Source organism: Streptomyces sp. NPDC000075 (genome assembly GCF_040301925.1).
Classification (GTDB): Bacteria; Actinomycetota; Actinomycetes; order Streptomycetales; family Streptomycetaceae; genus Streptomyces; species Streptomyces polychromogenes.
Genome location: NZ_JBEPFL010000046.1, coordinates 13,224 through 33,741 on the forward strand (window position 1 = coordinate 13,224; position 20,518 = coordinate 33,741).

General features: G+C 74.2%; 14 protein-coding genes. 6 read left to right on the plus strand and 8 right to left on the minus strand.

Annotated features, from left to right (window positions below; genetic code table 11):
- Positions 1-63: 63 nt before the first annotated feature.
- The gene (locus tag ABT403_RS35025) at positions 64-2,490 is read left to right on the plus strand and encodes a YfhO family protein (RefSeq protein WP_344168570.1); all 2,427 of its coding nucleotides are present in this window, start codon (positions 64-66) and stop codon (positions 2,488-2,490) included.
- A 69-nt stretch (positions 2,491-2,559) separates the two neighbouring features.
- On the opposite strand, the gene ABT403_RS35030 is transcribed toward ABT403_RS35025, so the two are convergent.
- Together ABT403_RS35030 and ABT403_RS35035 are read right to left on the minus strand one after the other, a co-directional pair.
- Complete coding sequence (locus tag ABT403_RS35030; RefSeq protein ID WP_344168566.1) at positions 2,560-4,074, minus strand: protein kinase domain-containing protein; 1,515 nt, start codon at positions 4,072-4,074, stop codon at positions 2,560-2,562.
- Positions 4,071-4,745 carry a hypothetical protein gene (locus tag ABT403_RS35035; RefSeq protein WP_344168563.1) on the minus strand — a complete coding sequence of 225 codons (675 nt, stop codon included), beginning with the start codon at positions 4,743-4,745 and terminating at the stop codon, positions 4,071-4,073. The genes ABT403_RS35030 and ABT403_RS35035 overlap by 4 nt, the downstream gene beginning before the upstream one ends.
- Before the next feature lie 281 nt (positions 4,746-5,026).
- Here ABT403_RS35035 and ABT403_RS35040 point away from each other — a divergent pair, with 281 nt between their 5' ends.
- Complete coding sequence (locus ABT403_RS35040; protein ID WP_344168560.1) at positions 5,027-5,728, plus strand: hypothetical protein; 702 nt, start codon at positions 5,027-5,029, stop codon at positions 5,726-5,728.
- Between the two features lie 68 nt (positions 5,729-5,796).
- Here ABT403_RS35040 and mfd read toward each other — a convergent pair whose 3' ends face one another.
- On the minus strand, positions 5,797-9,342 hold the full coding sequence (gene mfd, locus ABT403_RS35045) for a transcription-repair coupling factor (protein ID WP_344168557.1): 3,546 nt from the start codon (positions 9,340-9,342) through the stop codon (positions 5,797-5,799).
- Between the two features lie 189 nt (positions 9,343-9,531).
- Between mfd and ABT403_RS35050 the strand changes: the two genes are divergently transcribed.
- Complete coding sequence (locus tag ABT403_RS35050) at positions 9,532-11,073, plus strand: DUF2079 domain-containing protein (RefSeq protein ID WP_344168554.1); 1,542 nt, start codon at positions 9,532-9,534, stop codon at positions 11,071-11,073.
- Between the two features lie 165 nt (positions 11,074-11,238).
- On the opposite strand, the gene ABT403_RS35055 is transcribed toward ABT403_RS35050, so the two are convergent.
- Both ABT403_RS35055 and ABT403_RS35060 read right to left on the minus strand, forming a co-directional pair.
- On the minus strand, positions 11,239-13,812 hold the full coding sequence (locus tag ABT403_RS35055) for an ABC transporter permease (protein ID WP_344168551.1): 2,574 nt from the start codon (positions 13,810-13,812) through the stop codon (positions 11,239-11,241).
- Complete coding sequence (locus ABT403_RS35060; protein WP_425580333.1) at positions 13,809-14,585, minus strand: ABC transporter ATP-binding protein; 777 nt, start codon at positions 14,583-14,585, stop codon at positions 13,809-13,811. The genes ABT403_RS35055 and ABT403_RS35060 overlap by 4 nt, the downstream gene beginning before the upstream one ends.
- A gap of 373 nt (positions 14,586-14,958) precedes the next feature.
- Here ABT403_RS35060 and ABT403_RS35065 point away from each other — a divergent pair, with 373 nt between their 5' ends.
- The gene (locus tag ABT403_RS35065; protein WP_344168545.1) at positions 14,959-16,548 is read left to right on the plus strand and encodes an MDR family MFS transporter; all 1,590 of its coding nucleotides are present in this window, start codon (positions 14,959-14,961) and stop codon (positions 16,546-16,548) included.
- 79 nt (positions 16,549-16,627) lie between these two features.
- The gene (locus ABT403_RS35070; RefSeq protein WP_344168542.1) at positions 16,628-17,467 is read left to right on the plus strand and encodes a hypothetical protein; all 840 of its coding nucleotides are present in this window, start codon (positions 16,628-16,630) and stop codon (positions 17,465-17,467) included.
- On the opposite strand, the gene ABT403_RS35075 is transcribed toward ABT403_RS35070, so the two are convergent.
- Both ABT403_RS35075 and ABT403_RS35080 read right to left on the minus strand, forming a co-directional pair.
- On the minus strand, positions 17,464-17,802 hold the full coding sequence (locus ABT403_RS35075; protein WP_344168539.1) for a hypothetical protein: 339 nt from the start codon (positions 17,800-17,802) through the stop codon (positions 17,464-17,466). The genes ABT403_RS35070 and ABT403_RS35075 overlap by 4 nt on opposite strands.
- Complete coding sequence (locus ABT403_RS35080; protein ID WP_344168536.1) at positions 17,802-18,359, minus strand: CGNR zinc finger domain-containing protein; 558 nt, start codon at positions 18,357-18,359, stop codon at positions 17,802-17,804. The genes ABT403_RS35075 and ABT403_RS35080 overlap by 1 nt, the downstream gene beginning before the upstream one ends.
- Positions 18,360-18,443: 84 nt before the next feature.
- Here ABT403_RS35080 and ABT403_RS35085 point away from each other — a divergent pair, with 84 nt between their 5' ends.
- Complete coding sequence (locus ABT403_RS35085) at positions 18,444-19,292, plus strand: alpha/beta fold hydrolase (protein ID WP_344168533.1); 849 nt, start codon at positions 18,444-18,446, stop codon at positions 19,290-19,292.
- A 315-nt stretch (positions 19,293-19,607) separates the two neighbouring features.
- On the opposite strand, the gene ABT403_RS35090 is transcribed toward ABT403_RS35085, so the two are convergent.
- Positions 19,608-20,495: a cellulose-binding protein gene (locus ABT403_RS35090; protein ID WP_344168530.1), complete on the minus strand. Its 888-nt coding sequence runs from the start codon at positions 20,493-20,495 to the stop codon at positions 19,608-19,610.
- Positions 20,496-20,518: the final 23 nt, after the last annotated feature.

Genomic DNA, 20,518 nt, shown 5'->3' on the forward strand with positions numbered 1-20,518 from the left:
TGGGGTGCGAATTCACCCCCCGGCTACCGCGGAGCCGGACGTTCCTGCGAAGGTCACCTCACCATGTCGACATCGCAGCTCGCCCCGCACCACACCCCGGAGCGCTCCGCTCCGCCCCCCGTCCGCCGGTCCGGGCGGCGGCCCGGGTTCCTCGGCTCGGCGTTCGCCGCCCTGGTCACGGCGGTGGCCGTGTGTTCCGGGGACGCCGTCGCGCGGGTCTTCCCGTACGGGCACCGCCACCGCAGCGTCAACGACCTCGGCAACCAGTTCGTGCCGTTCCACGCGCACCTGTGGGACCTGCTGCACGGGCGGGCGCGGGGCGGGCTGCTGTTCAACTGGCAGTCCGGGTACGGCACCTCCTTCCTGCCCGACCTCGGCACGTACCTGTCGAGCCCCTTCGCCCTGCTGGTCGGGCTCTTCCCGCGCCATGACATCGACCTCGCCGTGTACGTGGTCACCGTCCTGAAGATGACGGCCGCGGCCGCCGCGATGGCCTGGCTGCTGCGCGCCCAGCGGCCGGGGCCATGGTGGGCGGCGGGGCTGCTGGGCGCCTCGTACGCGCTGTGCGGCTGGTCGGTGATCGAGGCCTCGTACAACCCGATGTGGCTGGACGGGCTGATCGCCTTCCCGATGCTGTGCCTGACCGGGGAGTGGGCGCTGCGCGGACGGCGGCCGCTGCTGGGGGTGCTGGTGGTGGCCGTCTGCTGGACGGCGAACTTCTACACCGCCTACATGGCCACGCTGGGCGCGGCGCTGGTGCTGCTGGTGCGGGTGGTGCTGACCCGGGAGGGGGTGCGCGAGCGGGCCCGGGTGATCGGGCGGGCGGCGGTGACGACCGTGCTGGGCATGGCGCTGACGGCGCCGCTGCTGGTGCCGTTGTTCCTGAGTTCGAAGCAGGCCTACCCGGGGTGGTTCAAGGAGTTCACCCCGGTGCCCTGGTCGGACCTGTTCGCCCGGCTGATGCCGGCGACGTACTCCTTCGGCTCCCCGGCCGTGTTCACCGGGACCGGGACCCTGCTGCTGGCGGCGGCGCTGCCCTTCCACGGGGCGCTGCCGCGGCGCACCCGGCTGTGGTGGGCGGGGCTGGTGGTGGCGGTGCTGGTGTCCCTGCAGTGGGCTCCGACCCATCTGGCCTGGCACGTCTTCGCGACCCCGAACGGCAGCCCGTACCGGCAGACCTTCGTGCTGGCCGGGATCGTGGTCATCGCCGCCTGGACGGGTCTGGCGGCCGGGCTGCCCGGCGTACGGGCACTGGCGGGCGGGGCCGGGGTGCTGGCGGCGGCGGCCGCCTGGGCGGCGGGCAGCGCGCTGGCCACCGGCTGGGGGTACGCCCTGTTCTGCGGCGGGCTGGCGGTGACGGCGGCGGCCTGGTGGGCGCTCGCGCGGCGGCGGTGGCTGCTGCCGGCGGCCGCCGTGCTGGCGGCGGCGCTGGTGGCGCAGGCCGCCGCGACCACGGCGTACGGGCACAAGGCCAAGCTGGCCGGGCTGGACGACTACCCCTCCTGGGGCCGTTCCCACACCTCGCGCGAGCGGGCGCTGACGCGGGCCGACGGCTGGCCGGCGTACCGCACCGACGCGGGCCGGCCCGCGCTGTCGGGCAACGACCCGCTGCTGCTGGGCGGCGAGGGCGGCTCGTACTACAGCAGCCACACCCCCGACGTGCTGACCCGCACGATGGCGGCGCTGGGCGCGGGCTGGACCTCGCGCGGGCGCAGCGTACAGAGCCTGGACAACCCGGTGACGGACGCCCTGTTCTCGGTGGGGGCGCGGCTGAAGGCGGACGGGAAGGTGGTCCGCGCGGAGGCGCTGCCGCTGGTCACCGTCCGGCCGGCGGGGCCGCCGCCGGAGTTCGGCGAGTCCCCGTTCGCCAACCAGGAGCTGCTGCTGGGCGCGAAGGTGTACGAGGAGCCGGTCGCGCCCGGGGTCTGCCGCTCGGGCACCGACCCGTTCCTGTGGGCGCCGGAGTACAGCGGCTCGGCCAGCCTCGCGGACGGCCGGCCCGCCCGGATGAACGGGACCCAGCCGAAGAACCGGGCGGCGCTCCAGCCGCTGGGCCGCTCGCGCGGGGCGTCCTCGCAGCTCGTCTTCGACCGCCGGCCGCCCGACCGGTGGACGCTGGGCTGTCTGGACCGCTCGAAGCTGACGGCAGCGGTGGCCGCCCTGCGCGCCTCGGCGGCCACCTCGGTGCGGGTGTCCGACGCGGGCCTGACCGCCACCCTGCCGGCCGGCAGCACCGGTACGGCGGTCGTCGCGGTCCCGGCCGTCCGGGGCTGGAGCTGCGAGGGCCGTCCGGCCGGGGCGCGGCTGGGGCTGCTGGCCGTGCCCCTGGACGGCCGCACCACCACCCTGCGCTGTGCGTTCACCCCGCCGGGGCTGCTCCCGGGTGCGGCGCTGGCGGGGTTCTCCGCGCTGGTGGTGGCCGCGCTGGCGGTGCACCGGCGCCGCCCGGAGTACCTGGCGGGGCTGAGGCGGCGCGCGCGGCGGGGCTGAGGGCGCGGGGCGGGGCCGGGCCGCCCGGCCGGCGGCCGCCGCGCCGGCGCTCCGGGCGGGCCTTCGGCGTCAGCGCACCTGGCCCAGCCAGTGGAGGGTCCGGCGGATCTCCACCGGGAGGGGGTGCGCCGGGCCGTGCACCCGGTCCGCGTCGTACAGGAGGCGGACCAGGGTGTCGTGGGCGCCCGCGCGGTCGCCGAGGGAGAGCAGCAGGTGCGCTATCCGGCGGCGGACCTCCAGCGGCAGGCCCGGGTCCGGGTTGGCGTAGTGGTTCTCGAACAGCGGCAGCAGCGAGCGGTACTCGGCGAGGGCCGCCGCCGGTTCGCCGAGCTGCTCCAGGCACTGGGCGGCGTCGTAGCGGAAGCGCAGCGCCTGCGGGTCGCCGGCCGGGAACTCGTCGGCGAGGCGGCGCAGTTCGGGCAGGGCGCGGCGGTACTGGCCGTCGTCCATCAAGGTGGCGGCGTACTGCTTGCGCAGGCTGCGCACCACGGGTGAGTGCTCCCCGTGCTCGGCGGCGGCCGCCGGCAGGATCCCGCCGAGGATGTCCACGGCCTGGGTGAGCCGTCCCTGGTCCAGCAGCTTGCGGGCCTCGTCCACCGCGCCGGGGATGTCCGGGCGGGGCGGGGCCGGTGCGGTGGCCGGCATCGGCGGGACGGCGGCGGGCCGGTCCGGCCAGGGGGCCTGGGGGCGCAGGAAGGGCCGGGTCGGGTCGAGCGGGCCGGCGACGGGGCGGCTGCCGGGGGCCGGGAGCAGCGGCGCGAGGGCCTCGTAGACCTCCTGCGCGGAACCGGGCCGGTCCTGGGGGTCCTTGGCGAGGAGGCGCATCAGCACCGCCTCCAGCTCCCGCGGGATCTCCGGGCGCCGGACGCGTACGGGCGCCGGGGGCTCGTACAGGTGCCGGTGCAGGACGCCGAGGGCGGTGGTTCCGGCGAAGGGGACGGTGCCGCTGAGGAGTTCGTACAGCAGCACGCCGAGCGCGTACAGGTCGGTGTACGGGCCGACCGCGCCGCCCATGGCCTGTTCGGGTGCCATGTAGGCGGGGCTGCCGATGGGGGTGCCGGTGCTGGTGAGGCGGGTGGTGTCGGTGTCCATCACGGAGGCGACGCCGAGGTCCAGGACGAGGACGGTCCCGTCCGGCCGGATCATCACGTTGCGGGGCTTGAGGTCCCGGTGGACGATCGGCACGGCGTGCACGGCGGAGAGCACCGCGCACAGCTGCGCCACCACCGCGACCGCCCAGGGCCAGGGGTAGGGGTCGTGCTCGGCGAGGTGGTCGGCGAGGTCGGAGCCCTCGACGTAGCCCATGACGAGGTACAGCTCGTCGCCGTCGCTGCCCGCGTCGTGCACCGTGACGAGGCCGGGGTGGTCGACCTGCGCCGTGACCCGGCACTCGCGCACGAAGCGGCGGCGCAGTTCCTCGGCGACGGTGCCGGGGCCGGCCACCTTGTCGGGGCGCAGCAGTTTGACGGCGACGCGGCGGTCCAGGCGCCGGTCGTAGGCCGTCCACACCTGGCCCATGCCGCCCTGGCCGAGGATGGTGGCGAGCTGATAACGCTCACCGATGAGCCGTTCGCCCTGGGTCACTGCTGCGGGTCCTGGATCGCCGTGCTGTTCGGGTCCTGGTAGGGGCCGCCGGGCTGCGGGGGCCCGGGCGGGGTGTGCGGGGTCTGCTTGCGCAGGAGTTCGCTGAGCTCGTCGAGTTCGGCGCGGACCTGTCCGATGCGCGGGGGCTGGACGGGGGCCGGGTTCTGCTGCGGCGGGACGGGCGGGTAGCCGTAGGAGGGGCGGGTCTGCTGCAACGGCTGGGGCTGGTGCATCGGCTGGGACTGCGGCTGGTGCTGGGCGTACGGGGGCTGCTGCGCCGGGTACCAGGGCGCGGCGCCCGCCGCCGGGGGCAGGGCGGCCTTCGCCTCGTGGTGCCTGATGTCGGAGACGAGGTAGTACACGCAGACGGCGAAGCCGGTGAAGATCGAGCCACCGGCGCCGAGGTTGCCCTGCCAGCCGTTGGTCTCGGCCGTCGGGTCCATCTCGATGAAGACGATCCAGACGACGGAGAGCACCCCGCCGAGGACCAGCAGCACCCAGTCGCGGGTCTTGCGGGTGAGCAGCGCGAGCCGCAGCAGCGAACCCCAGGCGAAGAACCCGCACGTGAGGAGGGGCAGCGCCGTGAACAGCACGCGCAGCGTCATCGCCGCCCCGGACAAGGGGCGGTGGCCGTGGGGGCCTTGCTGCGGCGGGATGCCGGGGCCGTGCATCGCTGCTCCTGACGGGCCGTGCGGAAAGGGTGACGGCTGGAAGCGTATACAGCGTTTCCGGCCGCCCGTGAGGGTATGCGCGCAACCGTTGCAGGGTCGCAGCACGGGCGGGCCGGCGTCAGCCGGGGGTGACGGTGCCGTCCGGCAGCCCGTCGTACGGGCCCTGTCCGGGCTGCTCCCCCAGGCGTCCCGCCAGTCACACCTCCACCGCCACCCTGGGCCCCGGGGCTACCCTCTGATCTCTTGATCGATCCCAGGGGGGAACCGTCATGCGCACCCGCATGCCCAGAACCACGACCACGGCCGCGCTCACCTGCGCGGCCCTGCTGACCGCCGCGGCCACCGCCTGCGGCCCGGACTCCGCCGACGCGGCACCGGAGACGACCGCCTCCGCCACGGCGCACGACCCGCTCGCGGGCCGGGACCCGGCCGCCGTGCTGCGCGCCGCGTACGAGGAGACGGAGCGGGCGGACTCCAAGACCGCGGTCATCTCGCGCCGGATCGGCGCACGCGAGATCACGGCGAAACTGACCTTCGAGGGCGACGGCGGCAGCTGCTACGGGGAGGTCAAGGTCAACCGCCACGGCACGGGGGAGATCCTCGTGGACGACTCCAAAGTGTCCCTGCGGGGCGACTACGACTTCCTCCAGGACCAGTTCAGGGACCTGCCCGCCAAGTCCCCCGACACGGAGGACGGCTGGATCGACCTGAGGCCGGGCGACCCCTCGGTCGCCCACCTCCTGACCCTGTGCAAGGACGGCTCCCCCGCCAGCACCTTCCCGGCGGACCGCACCGGCCTCCACCGGGGCCCGGACACCTACCTGAACGCCCGGCCGGTCGCCGTCCTCCTGTCGAAGGCCCCCGACGGCACGGAGATCACCGACCACGTCTACCTGGACGGCAAGCCGTACCTCCTGGCCCACTGGGAGAACGGCCAGACCCCGAGAAGCGTGGAGTACAAGAACGTCCAGCAGACAGGCTGACCACACCCCGGGCCCGGAGCCCCGCCCGCGCCGGGGGGGCGCGGGCGGGGGCTTCGGGACCGGGGTGGTTACGAGCCGAGGATCGTCGTCAGGAACTCGCCCGTCCAGGCCAGGAGTTCGCGGCCGACCAGCGGCTTGCCGCCGACGCGGGCCGTCTTCGGGCGCGGGACCAGGACCTGGGAGGTCGCCGGCTTGAGGACCGTCCCCGGGTAGAGGCGCTTGAGGCGCAGCTCCTGCGATTCGCGCAGTTCCACCGGGCCGAAGCGGATGTTGGGTCCCTGGAGGGTGATGTCCCCGACCCCGCAGGCCCGGGCCAGCATCCGCAGGCCCGCCACCAGCAGCAGGTTCTCCACCGGCTCCGGCAGTTTGCCGTAGCGGTCGGTGAGTTCCTCCCGCACCGCCTTGACGTCGGCCTCCGAGGTGGCCGAGGCGATGGCCCGGTAGGCCTGCAGGCGCAGCCGCTCGCCGGGCGCGTAGTCGTGCGGGACGTGCGCGTCGACCGGCAGCTCGATCTTCACCTCCAGCGGCGGCTCCTCCTCCACCCCGCCCTCGACGGCGGCCCGGTAGTCCGCGACCGCCTCGCCGACCATGCGGATGTACAGGTCGAAGCCGACGCCCGCGATGTGACCGGACTGCTCGCCGCCGAGCAGGTTGCCCGCGCCGCGGATCTCCAGGTCCTTCATGGCCACGTACATGCCGGCGCCCATCTCGGTGTGCTGGGCGATGGTGGCCAGCCGCTCGTGCGCGGTCTCCGTCAGCGGCTTCTCCGGCGGGTAGAGGAAGTACGCGTACCCGCGCTCGCGGCCGCGTCCGACACGGCCGCGCAGCTGGTGCAGCTGGGAGAGGCCGAAGTTGTCGCCGCGCTCCACGATCAGGGTGTTGGCGTTGGAGATGTCGATGCCGGACTCGACGATCGTCGTGGAGACGAGGACGTCGAACTTCTTCTCCCAGAAGTCGACCACGACCTGTTCCAGGGCCTGTTCGGACATCTGGCCGTGGGCCGTCGCGATCCGCGCCTCGGGGACGATCTCGCGCAGTTTCGCGGCCGCCCGGTCGATGGACTCGACCCGGTTGTGGATGTAGAAGCACTGGCCCTCGCGCAGCAGCTCGCGCCGGATGGCCGCGCCGATCTGCTTCTCCTCGTACGGGCCGACGAAGGTGAGCACCGGGTGGCGCTCCTCCGGCGGGGTGGTGATCGTCGACATCTCGCGGATGCCGGTCACCGCCATCTCCAGGGTGCGCGGGATCGGGGTCGCGGACATGGTCAGCACGTCGACGTTGGCGCGGAGCTTCTTCAGCTGCTCCTTGTGCTCGACGCCGAACCGCTGCTCCTCGTCGACGATGACCAGGCCCAGGTCCTTGAACTTCGTCTCCTGCGAGAACAGGCGGTGGGTGCCGATGACCACGTCCACCGAGCCCTCCTTGAGGCCCTCCAGGGTGGCCTTGGACTCGGTGTCGGACTGGAAGCGCGACAGCGCCTTCACGTTGACGGGGAACTGGCTGTAGCGCTCCGAGAAGGTGCCGAAGTGCTGCTGGACGAGGAGGGTGGTGGGGACGAGGACCGCGACCTGCTTGCCGTCCTGGACCGCCTTGAACGCGGCCCGCACGGCGATCTCCGTCTTGCCGTAGCCGACGTCGCCGCAGATCAGGCGGTCCATGGGGACCGACTTCTCCATGTCCTCCTTGACCTCGGCGATGGTGGTGAGCTGGTCGGGGGTCTCCGCGTACGGGAAGGCGTCCTCCAGTTCGCGCTGCCAGGGGGTGTCGGGGCCGAAGGTGTGGCCGGGGGCCGCCATGCGCGCGCTGTACAGCTTGATCAGGTCGGCGGCGATCTCCTTGACGGCCTTCTTCGCCCGCGCCTTGGTCTTCGTCCAGTCGGCGCCGCCGAGCCGGTGCAGGGTCGGGGCCTCGCCGCCGACGTACTTGGTGACCTGCTCCAGCTGGTCGGTGGGGATGTACAGCCGGTCGCCGGGCTGGCCGCGCTTGGCGGGCGCGTACTCGACGAGGAGGTACTCGCGGGTGGCGCCCTGGACGGTGCGCTGCACCATCTCGATGTAGCGGCCCACGCCGTGCTGCTCGTGCACGATGTAGTCGCCGACCTCCAGCGTGAGGGGGTCGATGGACTTGCGGCGCCGGGTGGGCATCCGGCCCAGGTCCTTGGTGGCGGTGCGCTGGCCGGTCAGGTCGGTCTCGGTGAGGACGGCCAGCTTCAGCGCCGGGTCGACGAAGCCGGTGTCGAGCGAGCCGCAGGAGACGTGGACGATCGAGGGCTCCAGGGCGCCCAGGTCGGCCTCCAGGCGGGCGGCGATGCCCTCGCCGCCGAGGACCTCGACGGTACGGGCGGCCGGGCCGTGGCCCTCGGTGAGGTAGACGGTGTGCCAGCCGTCGGCGATCCAGCCCTTGGTGTCGGCGAGCGCGCGGGCGGTGTCGCCCCGGTAGGCCTCGGCGGCGTGCATGCCGAGCTTGAGGACGTCGCCGCCCGCCAGATCGGAGTCGTCGGCGGCGAACGGGGACACCGACCACCACATCATGCCCAGCTCGCGGGCGTGGTCGCGGACGTCCGCGATCCCGCGCAGCGAGGCGGCGCCGACGTCGATGGGGGCCTGGCCGCCGCCGGCGGTGGCCGCCCAGGAGGCCATCAGGAACTCCTGCGAGGTCGCCACCAGGTCGGCGGCCCGGGTGCGGACCCGCTCGGGGTCGCAGACCACGGCCATCGACCCGGCGGGCAGGACGTCGAGCAGCAGCTCCATGTCGTCGACGAGGACCGGCGCGAGGGACTCCATGCCCTCGACCGCGATCCCCTCCGCGATCTTGTTCAGCAGCTCGCCGAGCTCGGGGTGGGCCTCGGCGAGGGCCGCGGCGCGCTCGCGCACCTCGTCGGTCAGCAGCAGCTCCCGGCAGGGCGGGGCCCACAGGCCGTGCTCGGCGATCTCCAGGGAGCGCTGGTCGGCGACCTTGAAGTAGCGGATCTCCTCGACGTCGTCGCCCCAGAACTCCACGCGCAGCGGGTGCTCCTCGGTGGGCGGGAACACGTCGAGGATGCCACCGCGCACGGCGAACTCGCCGCGCTTCTCCACCAGCTCGACGCGCGCGTACGCGGCCGCCGCCAGGGCCTCGGTGACGCTGCCCAGGTCGGCCGTCTGCCCCTGGCGCAGGCTCACCGGCACCAGGTCCCCCAGCCCCTTGACCTGCGGCTGGAGCACGGAGCGGATGGGGGCCACGACCACGGAGACGGGGCCGGCGGCCGGGTCGTCCTCGCTCGGGTGGGCGAGCCGGCGCAGGACGGCGATGCGGCGGCCGACGGTGTCGCTGCGCGGGCTGAGGCGCTCGTGCGGCAGGGTCTCCCAGGACGGGTAGTCCACCACCGTGTCCTGGCGGCCCGGCGGCATCATGGAGCGCAGCGCGGCGGCGAGGTCCTCCGCCTCGCGGCCGGTGGCGGTCACCGCGAGGACGGTCCGCCCGGTGCGGCGGGCCAGGGCAGCGATCGCGAAGGGGCGGGCGGCGGGCGGGCCGACGAGGTCCACGTGCATGCGGTTGCCGTCCCCGGCCGCGGTGACCGCCTCGGCCAGGGCGGGGTCCCGGGTGACGGCGTCGAGGAGTCCGGTCAGGCTCATGAAAGCGGCTTTCCATCCGGTGGAGGGGCGGGCGGGGCAACGCGAAGCACCCGACACGTGAACGGGCCGGGGGTTCCCACCCTATGCCGCGGGTGTGTCACCCGCGCGCGGGATTCGGGCCGCGTACGGGTCCTGTACGGGCCCGGGGGCGGAAGCAGCGGTTCCGCACCGGGATGACAATCTGTCCGGATGCCCCCCTCCGGAAGCCCGCCCGACGGTACGACCGCGCCCACCCCCGCGCCGGCCGCGCCCGCTCCCGTACCGGCTGTGCCCGCCGCCGTGCCGGCCGTGCCCGCCGCCGTGCCGACCGCGCCTGCCCCCGTACCGGCCGTGCCCGCCGCCGGCGGGGCGCGCGCCGGCCGGCGGGACCGGGCCGCCGTGTGGGCCCGGGCCCGGGCGCCGTACGCGCTGACCGCCGTGCTGTTCGCCGCGTACGCCACGCTCTCCGTGACCCGCCACCGGCGGATGGAGGACGGCTCCTACGACCTGGGCATCTTCGAGCAGGCCGTCCGGGCCTACGCCCACTTCCAGGCACCCGTCGTGGACCTGAAGGGCCCGGGCTTCCTCGTCCTCGGCGACCACTTCAGCCCCGTCATCGCCCTGATCGCCCCGCTCTACCGGGTCTTCCCGGGGCCGGTCACCCTCCTGGTGGTGCAGGCGGCGCTGTTCGCGCTGTCCGCCCTGCCCGTCACCCGGGCCTCGGTACGGCTGCTCGGCCCGGCGCGGGGGCTCGCGCTCGGGGCGGCGTACGGGCTGTCCTGGGGGATCCAGCGAGCCGTCGAGTTCGACTTCCACGAGATCTGCTTCGCGGTACCGCTGATCGCCTTCGCCCTGGAGGCACTGCTGGCGCGCCGCTGGCGGGCGGCGCTGGCCTGGGGGCTGCCGCTGCTGCTGGTGAAGGAGGACCAGGGGCTCACCCTGGCGGCGCTGGCGCTCGTCGTCGCCTGGCGGGCGCGGCGCACCGACCGGCGGGCGGCGCGGCTGGCCCTGGGCGTGGCCGTGGCCGGGGCGGCGGCGGCCGCGCTCGTGTTCACGGTGGTGATCCCCGCCTTCGCCGCCGACGGCTACACCTACTGGCAGAAGGCCGGCGGCCCGGGCACCGCGCTGCACGGCCTCGGCACGAAGCTCACCACCCTGGCCTGGGTGCTCGTCCCCACCAGCGGGCTGCTGGCCCTGCGCTCCCCGCTGCTGTGGGTGGCCCTGCCGACCCTGGGCTGGCGGTTCACGGCCTCCGACCCGAACTACTGGTCCACCGACTGGCACTACAGCGCCGTCCTGATGCCGGTCGTCGCGCTCGCGCTGGCCGACTCCCTCGACGCCGTCCGGCGCGGCCCCCGGCCGTGGCTGCGCTCCTACGCCCACCAGCTGCCCGGCGCCCTGCTCGCCGCCGCGCTCGCGCTGAGCGCGACCGTCCTGCCGCTGGCGCGGCTCGGGGACCGGTCCGCGTACGCGGTGCCCGCGCGGGCCGCCGCCGTGGAGCGGCTGCTGGCGCGGATCCCGGACGGGGTCTCGGTGGAGGCCGACTACCCGGCGCTGACCCGGCTGACCTCGCGCTGCCGGGTGTTCTGGATCGGCGGCGCGCGGGGGGAGCGCCCGGCGTACCTGGTCTTCGACAACGCCTCCGGCTGGGCGGGGGACCCGCTCGGGTACGCGGGGCGGCTGCATCCGGGGTCGCGGTTCGCCCTGGTGGGCGAGGCGTACGGGGTGGTCCTGCTGGAGCGGCGGCTGTAACCGGCCGTCCGTGGGACGGTCCGCCCGCGGGCCCGTACAGCGGCACGCCGGCCCCGGGCCGTCCTCGCGGACGGCCCGGGGCCGGCGTGTTCCCCCGTATCCCCCGTGGGGTCCCCGTACCTCCCCCGTGGGGACCCCCGTGCTCCCCCGTACGACCGCCGGAGGCTACTCGCTGGCGATCGCGTTCAGAACGTTCATCCGCCCCGCCCGGAACGCCGGGACCAGTGCGGCGAACAGGCCCACCAGGGCCGAGCCGGCGAACACCGCGATGATCGTCGGCCACGGGATCTCCAGCACCTTCAGGCCCTGGAGGGCGAGGAGCCGCTGCGCGGTGGCGCCCCAGCCCATGCCCAGCCCCAGGCCCAGCAGGGCGCCGAAGAGGGCGATGACCACGGACTCCAGGCGGATCATCCGGCGCAGCTGGCGGCGGGAGAGGCCGATGGCGCGCATCAGGCCGATCTCGCGGGTCCGCTCGACCACCGAGAGGGCCAGGGTGTTCACGACGCCCAGCACCGCGACGATGATCGCCAGGGCGAGGAGCCCGTAGACCATGTTGAGCAGCTGCCCGACCTGGTCCTTGAGGTCCTGCTTGTAGTCGGTCTGGTTGAGCACCTTGTACTGCGGGTACTCGGCCATGGCCGCCTTGAGCGCCGTGTACGCGGCGTCGGCCTGCCCCTTCTGGGCCTTGGCCAGCAGCATGAAGGGGCGCGGCAGCAGGTCGGCCGGCAGGTTGGCCTCGGCGGTGGCGGTGCTGACGTACTTGACGCCCTTGTCGAGGTTGCCCTCGTCCGAGGTGATCGCGGCGACCTTCAGCCGGACGGTCTTGCCGCCGTTGAAGGCCACGCCCAGCTCGTCACCCACCTTCACGTGGTGCTTGGCGGCGTACTCCGAGCCCACCGCCATCGACCCGGCCGCGTACGCGTCCTCGTGCTTGCCCGCGACCGTCTTGCGGCGCACGTCCTGGGCGTAGGAGGGGTCGGTGACGCTGAGGGAGTCCTGGGCGGAGGTGCCGTCGGGGGCGGTGATCCGCGCCTGGACCTCGCGGTAGGCGGTGGTGTGGTCGAGGCCCTTGACCCCGCGCATGGCCTGCTCGGCCTGCGGCATCAGCGGCTGGCCGCCCTGGGAGGAGACGATGTAGTCCGCGCCGACCGTGCGGTCGAGCTCGTCGGTGGCGGAGGCCACCATCGAGGAGCCGACGACCGACAGGCAGGCGACGAGCGCCAGTCCGATCATCAGCGCGGCGGCCGTGGCCCCCGTACGGCGCGGGTTGCGCAGGGCGTTGCGCTCGGCGAGGCGGCCCACGGAGCCGAAGGGGCGCAGGACCGGCGCGGCGAGCAGCCGGACCACGACGCCCGCGAGCAGCGGGCCGATCACGATGAAGCCGATCAGGCTGAACAGGACGCCGGCGGCCAGCCACAGCGAGCCGGCGGAGGCCTGGTCGGCGGCCGCGGCGAGGAACAGGGCGGCGGCGCCGGTGCCGGTGAGGACCAGGCCGAGGACGGCGCGGACCACGCCGGCCTTGCGGTCGCCGGGGGTGCCGGCGTCGCGCAGGGCGGCCATCGGGGAGACCTTGCCGGCCCGGCGGGCCGGGATGTAGGCGGCGACGACGGTGACGACGGTGCCCAGGACCAGGCCGGTGACCGGGGTCGTCCAGCGGACGGTCAGGTCACCCGTGGACAGGTGCATGCCCATCGAGCCCATGAGCTTCATCAGGCCGACGGCCAGGCCCACGCCCGCCGCGACACCGGCGGCCGAGCCGACGACGCCGAGCAGGAGGGCCTCCAGCAGCACCGAGCGGTTGATCTGGCCCCGGTCGGAGCCGATGGCGCGCATCAGGCCGATCTCGCGGGTGCGCTGGGCGACCAGCATCGAGAAGGTGTTGAAGATGAGGAAGATGCCGACGAGGAAGGCGATGCCGGCGAACCCGAGCATCACGTACTTCATGACGTCGAGGAAGCCCATGTCCTTCTTGTTGGCGGCCGTGGACTCCTTGGCGGTCTGCAGCTTGTAGGTGTCCGCGCCGACGGCGGCGGCCACGTTCTTCTTCAGCTGCTCGTCGCTGACGCCGTCCTTGGCGGTGACGCTGATGTGGGTGAAGGTCCCCGGCTCGCCGAGCAGCTTCTCCTGGGCGGTGGCGGTGTCGAAGTAGACGATGGCCGCGCCCGGGTTGGTGACGGTGAAGGAGGCGATGCCGCTGATCTTCGCCCGGACGTCACCGGTGACGGCGATGGTGCGCAGTTCGTCACCGAGTCCCAGGTGGTGCTTGGCGGCGGTGTCGGCGTCGATCATGATCTCGGTCGGCCCGCGCGGGGCACGGCCGGAGGTGATCTTCATGGACTTGAGCTCGCCGTCGTTCCAGTTGCCGGCGATGGTCGGGGCGCCGGTGGTCGACCCCATGTTCTCGTTCTTGGAGTTGACGACGGTGACGGCCGTCGAGAAGACGCCGCCCTCGGCGGACTTGACCCCTGCGGCGCCGCGCACCTTCTCCACGGCCGCGCCGGGCAGCACCTGCGGGCGGCCGCGGTTCGGGTTCTCCTCGCCGTCGGCGGGCTCCTTCGGGCTGACGGTGACGTCGGAGCTGGTGACGGCGAACAGCTTGTCGAAGGTGGTGTTCATGGTGTCCGTGAACACCAGGGTCCCGCAGACGAAGGCGACCGAGAGGAGCACGGCGATGGCGGAGAGCGCCATCCGGCCCTTGTGCGCGACGAAGTTGCGCCGCGCGGTCTTCATGACGGTCACGAGGTCCGCCCGCGCGCGTCGAAGTCCTTCATCCGGTCCAGGACCTGGTCGGCGGTGGGCGCGTACATCTCGTCGACGATGCGGCCGTCGGCCAGGAAGATGACGCGGTCGGCGTAGGAGGCGGCGACCGGGTCGTGGGTGACCATCACGATGGTCTGGGCGAGCTCGTCCACCGACTGGCGCAGGAAGCCGAGGACCTCGGCGCCGGCCCGCGAGTCCAGGTTTCCGGTGGGCTCGTCGCCGAAGATGATCGCCGGGCGGGCGGCGAGGGCGCGGGCGACGGCCACGCGCTGCTGCTGGCCGCCGGAGAGTTCGGTCGGGCGGTGCTTGAGGCGGCCCGCGAGGCCGACGGTCCGCACGACCCGGTCCAGCCACTGCGGGTCGGGCTTGCGGCCCGCTATGTCCATCGGGAGGGTGATGTTCTCCAGGGCGTTCAGGGTCGGCAGGAGGTTGAACGCCTGGAAGATGAAGCCGATCCTGTCGCGGCGCAGCTGGGTGAGCTTCTTGTCCTTGAGGCCGGTGATCTCGGTGTCCTCGAGGTGGATCTGCCCGCCGGTGACGGTGTCCAGGCCGGCCAGGCAGTGCATCAGCGTGGACTTGCCGGAGCCGGAGGGGCCCATGATCGCGGTGAACTGGCCGCGGTGGATGTCCACGTCCACGTGGTCGAGGGCGACGACGCGGGTCTCGCCGGAGCCGTACGCCTTGACGACCTGGCGCGCCCGTGCGGCCACGGAGCCGTGCCCCCCGCCGCTTCCGTGCCTGGTCTCGGTCATCGCCGTTGTCACGGTGTTCTCTCCCCTGTCGGTGTGCGTACTGCGGACGTGCGGATGTGCGTCGCCGTGGTGAAGTCTGCTGAACGGGGGGTGGCCGGCGCCCTGGTGCCCGTCGCCGTATCCGCCGGGGGTTAACCCCACCCCGTCCCGGCGGCCCCGCCCATGTGAATCAGTTAAAGACAGCCCGGGCCCTTCGGCCTCCTCCGCCGGGACGAAAGCCCCCTGGGCCCAAATGTGGAGGGACCCCTAGGGGTCGTCCGCCCTGCGGCGGACCGGACGTAGGGGACACCGCCCGGCGGACCCCGCGTGAGATGGGGATTCCGCCCGGCACACCCCCGGTGAGAGGGTGTGTGCGCGGACGAAGGGGAGCGTGATGGAGACGGAGAGAAGCGGGGGCACGGCCTCCGGAGGGGAGCCGGCCGGCACCCCCGGCAGAAAGGTTTCCGCCAAGGAGGCGGGGGCCGCGATACCCGTCCAGGGCCGCCCCCCGGCGCGCGTCGTCGCGTCGCTGATGCTGAGCATGGCCCTGGTCGCCCTCGACACCACCATCGTCTCCACCGCCGTCCCCCAGATCGTCGGGGACATCGGCGGCTTCTCCGTCTTCTCCTGGCTCTTCTCCGGCTACCTCCTCGCCGTCACCGTCACCCTCCCCGTCTACGGCAAACTCAGCGACACCTTCGGCCGCAAGCCCGTCCTCCTCTTCGGCACCGCCCTCTTCCTCGCCGGCTCCCTGCTGTGCGCCTCCGCCTGGGACATGGCCGCGCTGATCGCCTTCCGGATCGTCCAGGGGCTCGGCGGCGGCGCCCTGCAGAGCACCGTGCAGACCCTGGCCGCCGACCTCTACCCGCTGCGCGACCGGCCGCGCATCCAGGCCCGGATGACCACCGTGTGGGCGAGCTGCGCGCTCATCGGCCCTGCGCTCGGCGGCCTGATCGCCGGATACGCGGGCTGGCGCTGGACCTTCCTGATCAACGTGCCGATGGCCGGGCTGGCCCTCTGGCTGACCGCCCGCCACCTCGTCGAACCCCGCCGCTCGCCCGCCGACCGCGGGCCGGTGGACTGGGCGGGGGCCCTCGGGGTGTTCGTCTGCGGCGGGCTGCTGCTCTTCGCGCTGGTCCAGGGCGGGGTCGCCTGGCCCTGGCTGTCGGCGCCCTCGCTGGGGCTGCTGGGCGCGAGCGCGGTGCTGGCGGCGGTGGTGGTCCGGGTGGAGCGCCGGGCCGCGGACCCGATCCTGCCCGGGTGGGTGTGGCGCCGGCGGACCATCGCCGCCGTCAACCTGGCGATGGGGGCGCTGGGGCTGCTGATGGTCGCCCCGATGGTGTTCATGCCGACCTACGCCCAGTCCGTACTCGGCCTCGGGCCGGTCGGGGCGGGGCTGGTGACGGCCCTGATGACGCTGAGCTGGCCGCTGACGGCCGCCGTCTGCCAGCACGTCTACCGGCGCATCGGCTTCCGCGACACCGCGGCCCTGGGGATGGGGCTGGCCTCGCTGATCCTGTTCGCCTTCGCCCTGCTCCCGCACCCCGCGCCGGCCTGGCAGCCGGCGCTGATCATGTTCCTGCTGGGCGGCGCGCTGGGCCTGTTCCAGCTGCCGCTGGTGGTCGGGGTGCAGTCCACGGTGGACTGGGCCGAACGCGGCACCACGACGGCCTCGGTGCTGTTCTGCCGCACCGTCGGGCAGGCCGTGGGCGCCGCGCTGATGGGGGCCGTGGCCAACGCGGCGGTCGCCGCCCGGCTGGCGCGGGAGCCGCTGCCGGGGCTGCCCCACCGGCTGGACGACGTCTCGCGGGCCCTGGCGGAGCCGGGCGGCCTCTCGCGGGCCGCGTCCCGGCACCTGCGGGAGGCGGTCGCGGCCGCGGTGGACCACATCTTCCTCGGCGCGGCGTTCGCCGGGGTGGCGGCGCTGCTGGTGCTGCTGCTCGTGGCGCCGAGGCGGTTCCCGGTGCTGCCGGAACACGAATGACGGCCGCTTGACAACTTGTCATGCCCCACCTGTCGGGGTGAGGCTCTCCCCAACGACCGCATCACGGGGGGACGACGACATGACATCCGCACTCTTCGCACTCGCGTTACTGGCCGCCCTCGCCGGGCCCGTCGCGCTGCGCCTGTACCGCAGCCCCGGCTTCGTCACCGGACGCGACGGCCGCCTCTCCACCTCGACCACCCTGGCGCTGGCCTGGACCGTGATCCTGGTCTGGCTGCTGCTCACGATCCTCGGCTACGGAATCACGGCGGGCGGCGGCACCGGCTACTTCCGCGGCGAGCACGGCCCGCTGGCCTCCCTGACGTCGGTCTACCTCCCGCTGCTCGGCGGCCCCTACGTCGCCCTCATCGCGGCGAAGACGGTCGTGGGGATCAGGGTGGAGCACGGCACCCTGGCCAAGCCGGCCCCCAAGCCCACCGCCACGGGACGCAGGCCGCTGCGGGAGCTGATCGCCAACGACAGCGGCCGCACCGACCTGATGGACCTCCAGTACGTGGCGCTGAGCGCGGTCACCATGCTCTACGTCGTCCTCTTCTTCCTCTCCGACGTGGGCGGCGGCCTCCCCGAACTCCCCGGCGAGATCTGGGCGCTGACCGGCGCGCCGGCGGTGGCGTACCTGGTGAACAAGATCGCCACCCGCGGCAACCCGGTGATCACCCACGCGGCCGCCAACGCGGACGGGGTGCTCACGGTCGAGGGCGGCGGCTTCACCGACCCCCGCCTCACGGTGGACGACACGCCGCTCCCGGCCGTTCAGGACCCCGCGACCGGCACCCTCACGGCCACCCTCCCGCCGGAACTGAAACCCCCGTTCACGGTGGTGGTCACCGCCCGCGGCCTGCGCAGCGACCCCTACCGCTGCGAGGCCGCGCCCCTCACCGCACAGCCGGCCGGCTAGACGTCCGTCCGGGTCAGGGTCAGCTTGCCGATCCAGTCGAACTCCTCCGGGTACTCCCACTCCTCGGGGTCCGCGAGGACCGCCGGCAGGTCCGCGCGGCCGACCACGGGGCCCGGCCGGAAGCCGGGGGTGCCGTCGGGGGAGGTCCAGGGCACCACCCGGTGCACCGCGACCCACCCCCGGTCGACCAGCCCCAGCAGGATCGGGACGAGGAAGGAGACCGGCTTCTCCTTGTCCTCCTCCACCAGGTCCCCCCAGACCCCGGGCAGGATGTCGATCTCCGTCGCGTTGAGCACGAACGCGTACTCGTTCTCGGTCAGCGCGTCCATGTCCATCAGGCCCGCCCCTCCTTGTGCCGGGCGTAGTAACGGGCCACCCGCGCCCGGTTCCCGCAGGCCGACGCCACGCACCAGCGCCGCCTGGGGTGCGCCGGGAGGAACAGCAGCACGCAGTCCTCCGCCTCGCACGAGCGCACCGACGCCACCCGCTCGTCCGTCAGCAGGTCCACCACCGCGTCCGCCAGCTCGGCGGCCAGCCGCGCCGCCGGGGCGGCCTCCCGGTACGGGGCGGCCATCAGCCCGGTCAGCGCCGACCAGTACAGCTCGCGGTGCGCGGGGGCCGCGGCGAGGATCCCGTTCAGCGCCTCCAGCGCCCCGGCCGGCGGGCGCTCACCGCGCCGGGCGGCTTCGAGCGCCGGCCCGGCGGCCTCCCGCACGGCGTGCACGGCGGCCACCTCGGCCTCCCCCACCTCCGCGACCCGGCTCAGCCGGTCGCCCTCCACCGCCAGCCAGGCGGCGAGACCGGCCCGGTCGGCGATCAGGTCGCCGGCGTCGGCGGGCCGGGTGTTCAGCAGATCGAGCGCGAGGGGCTCGCCGGTCAACGGAAAGAACATCACCGGCTAATGCTAACAAGGCCAGTTGACACATTAGCGATCTCCAGTCGAGACTAATGCCACTTGACCCACTGGAGGCATGTGATGATCGCGCACCGCACCGTCGACGTCGACGGCGTGACCGTGGCCTACCGCGAAAGCGGCCCCGCCGACGGCCCCGTCCTGCTGCTCCTGCACGGCTTCCCCACCGCCTCGCACCAGTTCACCCGCCTCATGGACGCCCTCGCCGGCACCCCGTACCGGCTGATCGCCCCCGACTACCCCGGCTTCGGCCGCACCGACACCCCGCCCGGCTTCACGTACACCTTCGACCGGCTCGCGGACATCGTGGAGGGGTTCACCGACGCCCTCGCCCTGGACCGCTTCGCCCTGTACGTCTTCGACTTCGGCGCCCCCGTCGGCCTGCGGCTCGCCTCCCGGCACCCCGAACGGATCACCGGCCTCATCGTCCAGAACGGCAACACCTACGACGAAGGCCTCTCCGACGAAGCCCGCGGCTTCGCGGCGCTGCGGCGGGAGGTGCCGGGCAACGAGGAACGGGTCCGCCGCCTGTTCACCCTGGAGGGCACCCGCTTCCAGTACGAGACCGGGGTCGCGGACCCCGCCCTGATCTCCCCCGACAACTGGACCCTCGACGTCCACTACCTCGGCCTGCCGGGGCGCGAGGACGCCCAGGCCGACCTCGCCTTCGACTACGCCTCGAACTTCGCCCACTACCCGGCCTGGCAGGCCTGGATCCGCGACTCGGGCGTCCCGGTGCTGGTCGTCTGGGGCGCCGGGGACCCCTTCTTCACCCCTGCCGGGGCGAAGGCGTACCTGCGGGACGCGCCGGGGGCGCAGGTCCACGTCTTCGAGGGGGCCGGGCACTTCGCCCTCGAAACCCACCTCGACGAAATCGCCCCGCTGATCGCGGACTTCCTGACCCGCCTCTGACCCGTCCCCCGGACCGGAGCCGCGACGGTCCCGCCGGCGGGGCTGCAAGGCTCTGGGCCTGCCCGGCCGGGGGCGGGGACGGGGTGGGGTGTCGTCCGGGGCTAAAACGAGATGACTTCGGCGCCCCGGGGAGTCCGACATCCCCGACCCGGCACAGAGCGCCGAACATCGAAGCCCGCCCCGGACGGCACCCCACCCCGGCACCGACCCCGGCCACCCCCGACCCCGCCAACCCGGCCCCCCGACCCCGCCCGGCAGCCCCGCCCGGCCGACGCGGCCACCGCCACCCCCGTAACCGCCCGGCCAGGGCAGGGGCTATCCCTCCGCCGGCGCGCGCCCCGTCAGGGCCGCCAGGCTGGAGCGGACGTGGTTCATGTGGGCCCGCATCTCCTCCTGCGCCTCCGCGTGCTCCCGCAGGATCCGGTCCGTCTCCCGCCCCACCCGCTCCTCCCGCACCCGCGCCTGCGCCAGCAGCTCCGCCGCCCGCGCCTCCGCGTCCTCCTGCCCGTGCCGAGCCGACTCCTCCGCCTCCGCGAACCCCCGCCGCGCCTCCGCCAGCCGCCCCTGCGCGTACCGCTCCATCTCCGCGAGCCGCGCCTCCAGCTCCGCCTCGCGCGCCGCCGCCTCCCGCTCGGCCGCGTCCCGCCGCTCCACCTGCTCCTGCTCCCGCTCCGCGAGCAGCGCCTGCGCACGCCGCCGCGTCTCCGCCAGCCCGGCCTGCGCCTCGGCCCGCCAGCCCGCGGCCTCCTCACGCGCCGCCGCCCGCACCTCGTCCGCCTCCCGCTGCGCCCGCAGCAGCCCCTGCCGCGCCCGCACCTCGGTCTGCTCGCGCACCGCCTCCGCGTCATGCCGGGCCAGCTCCGCGACCCGGTCGGCGTGCGCCTCGGCCGCCCCCGCCGCCTCCGCCGCGTCCGCCCGCGCGTCCGCCCGCAGGACCTCCGCCTCCTCCTGGGCCAGCGACAGGATCCGCCGGGCGCGCTCGCTCAGCTCGTCGTACGTCTGCGGGGCCAGCGCCGCGACCGCCGCCCGCAGGCGCTCCGCCTCCTCCTCCATCCGCCGCGCCAGGACGGTCAGCCGCGCCACCCGTTCCCAGGCCTCGTCCCGGCTGCCGGCCAGCCGGGCGACGTACCGGTCGACGTCCTCCGGCCGGTAGCCGCGGCCGCCGCGCACGGTGGAGAAACCCTGGGGACCGTGAGGTGACATGGGTGCACTCATCCTGGAAGCGC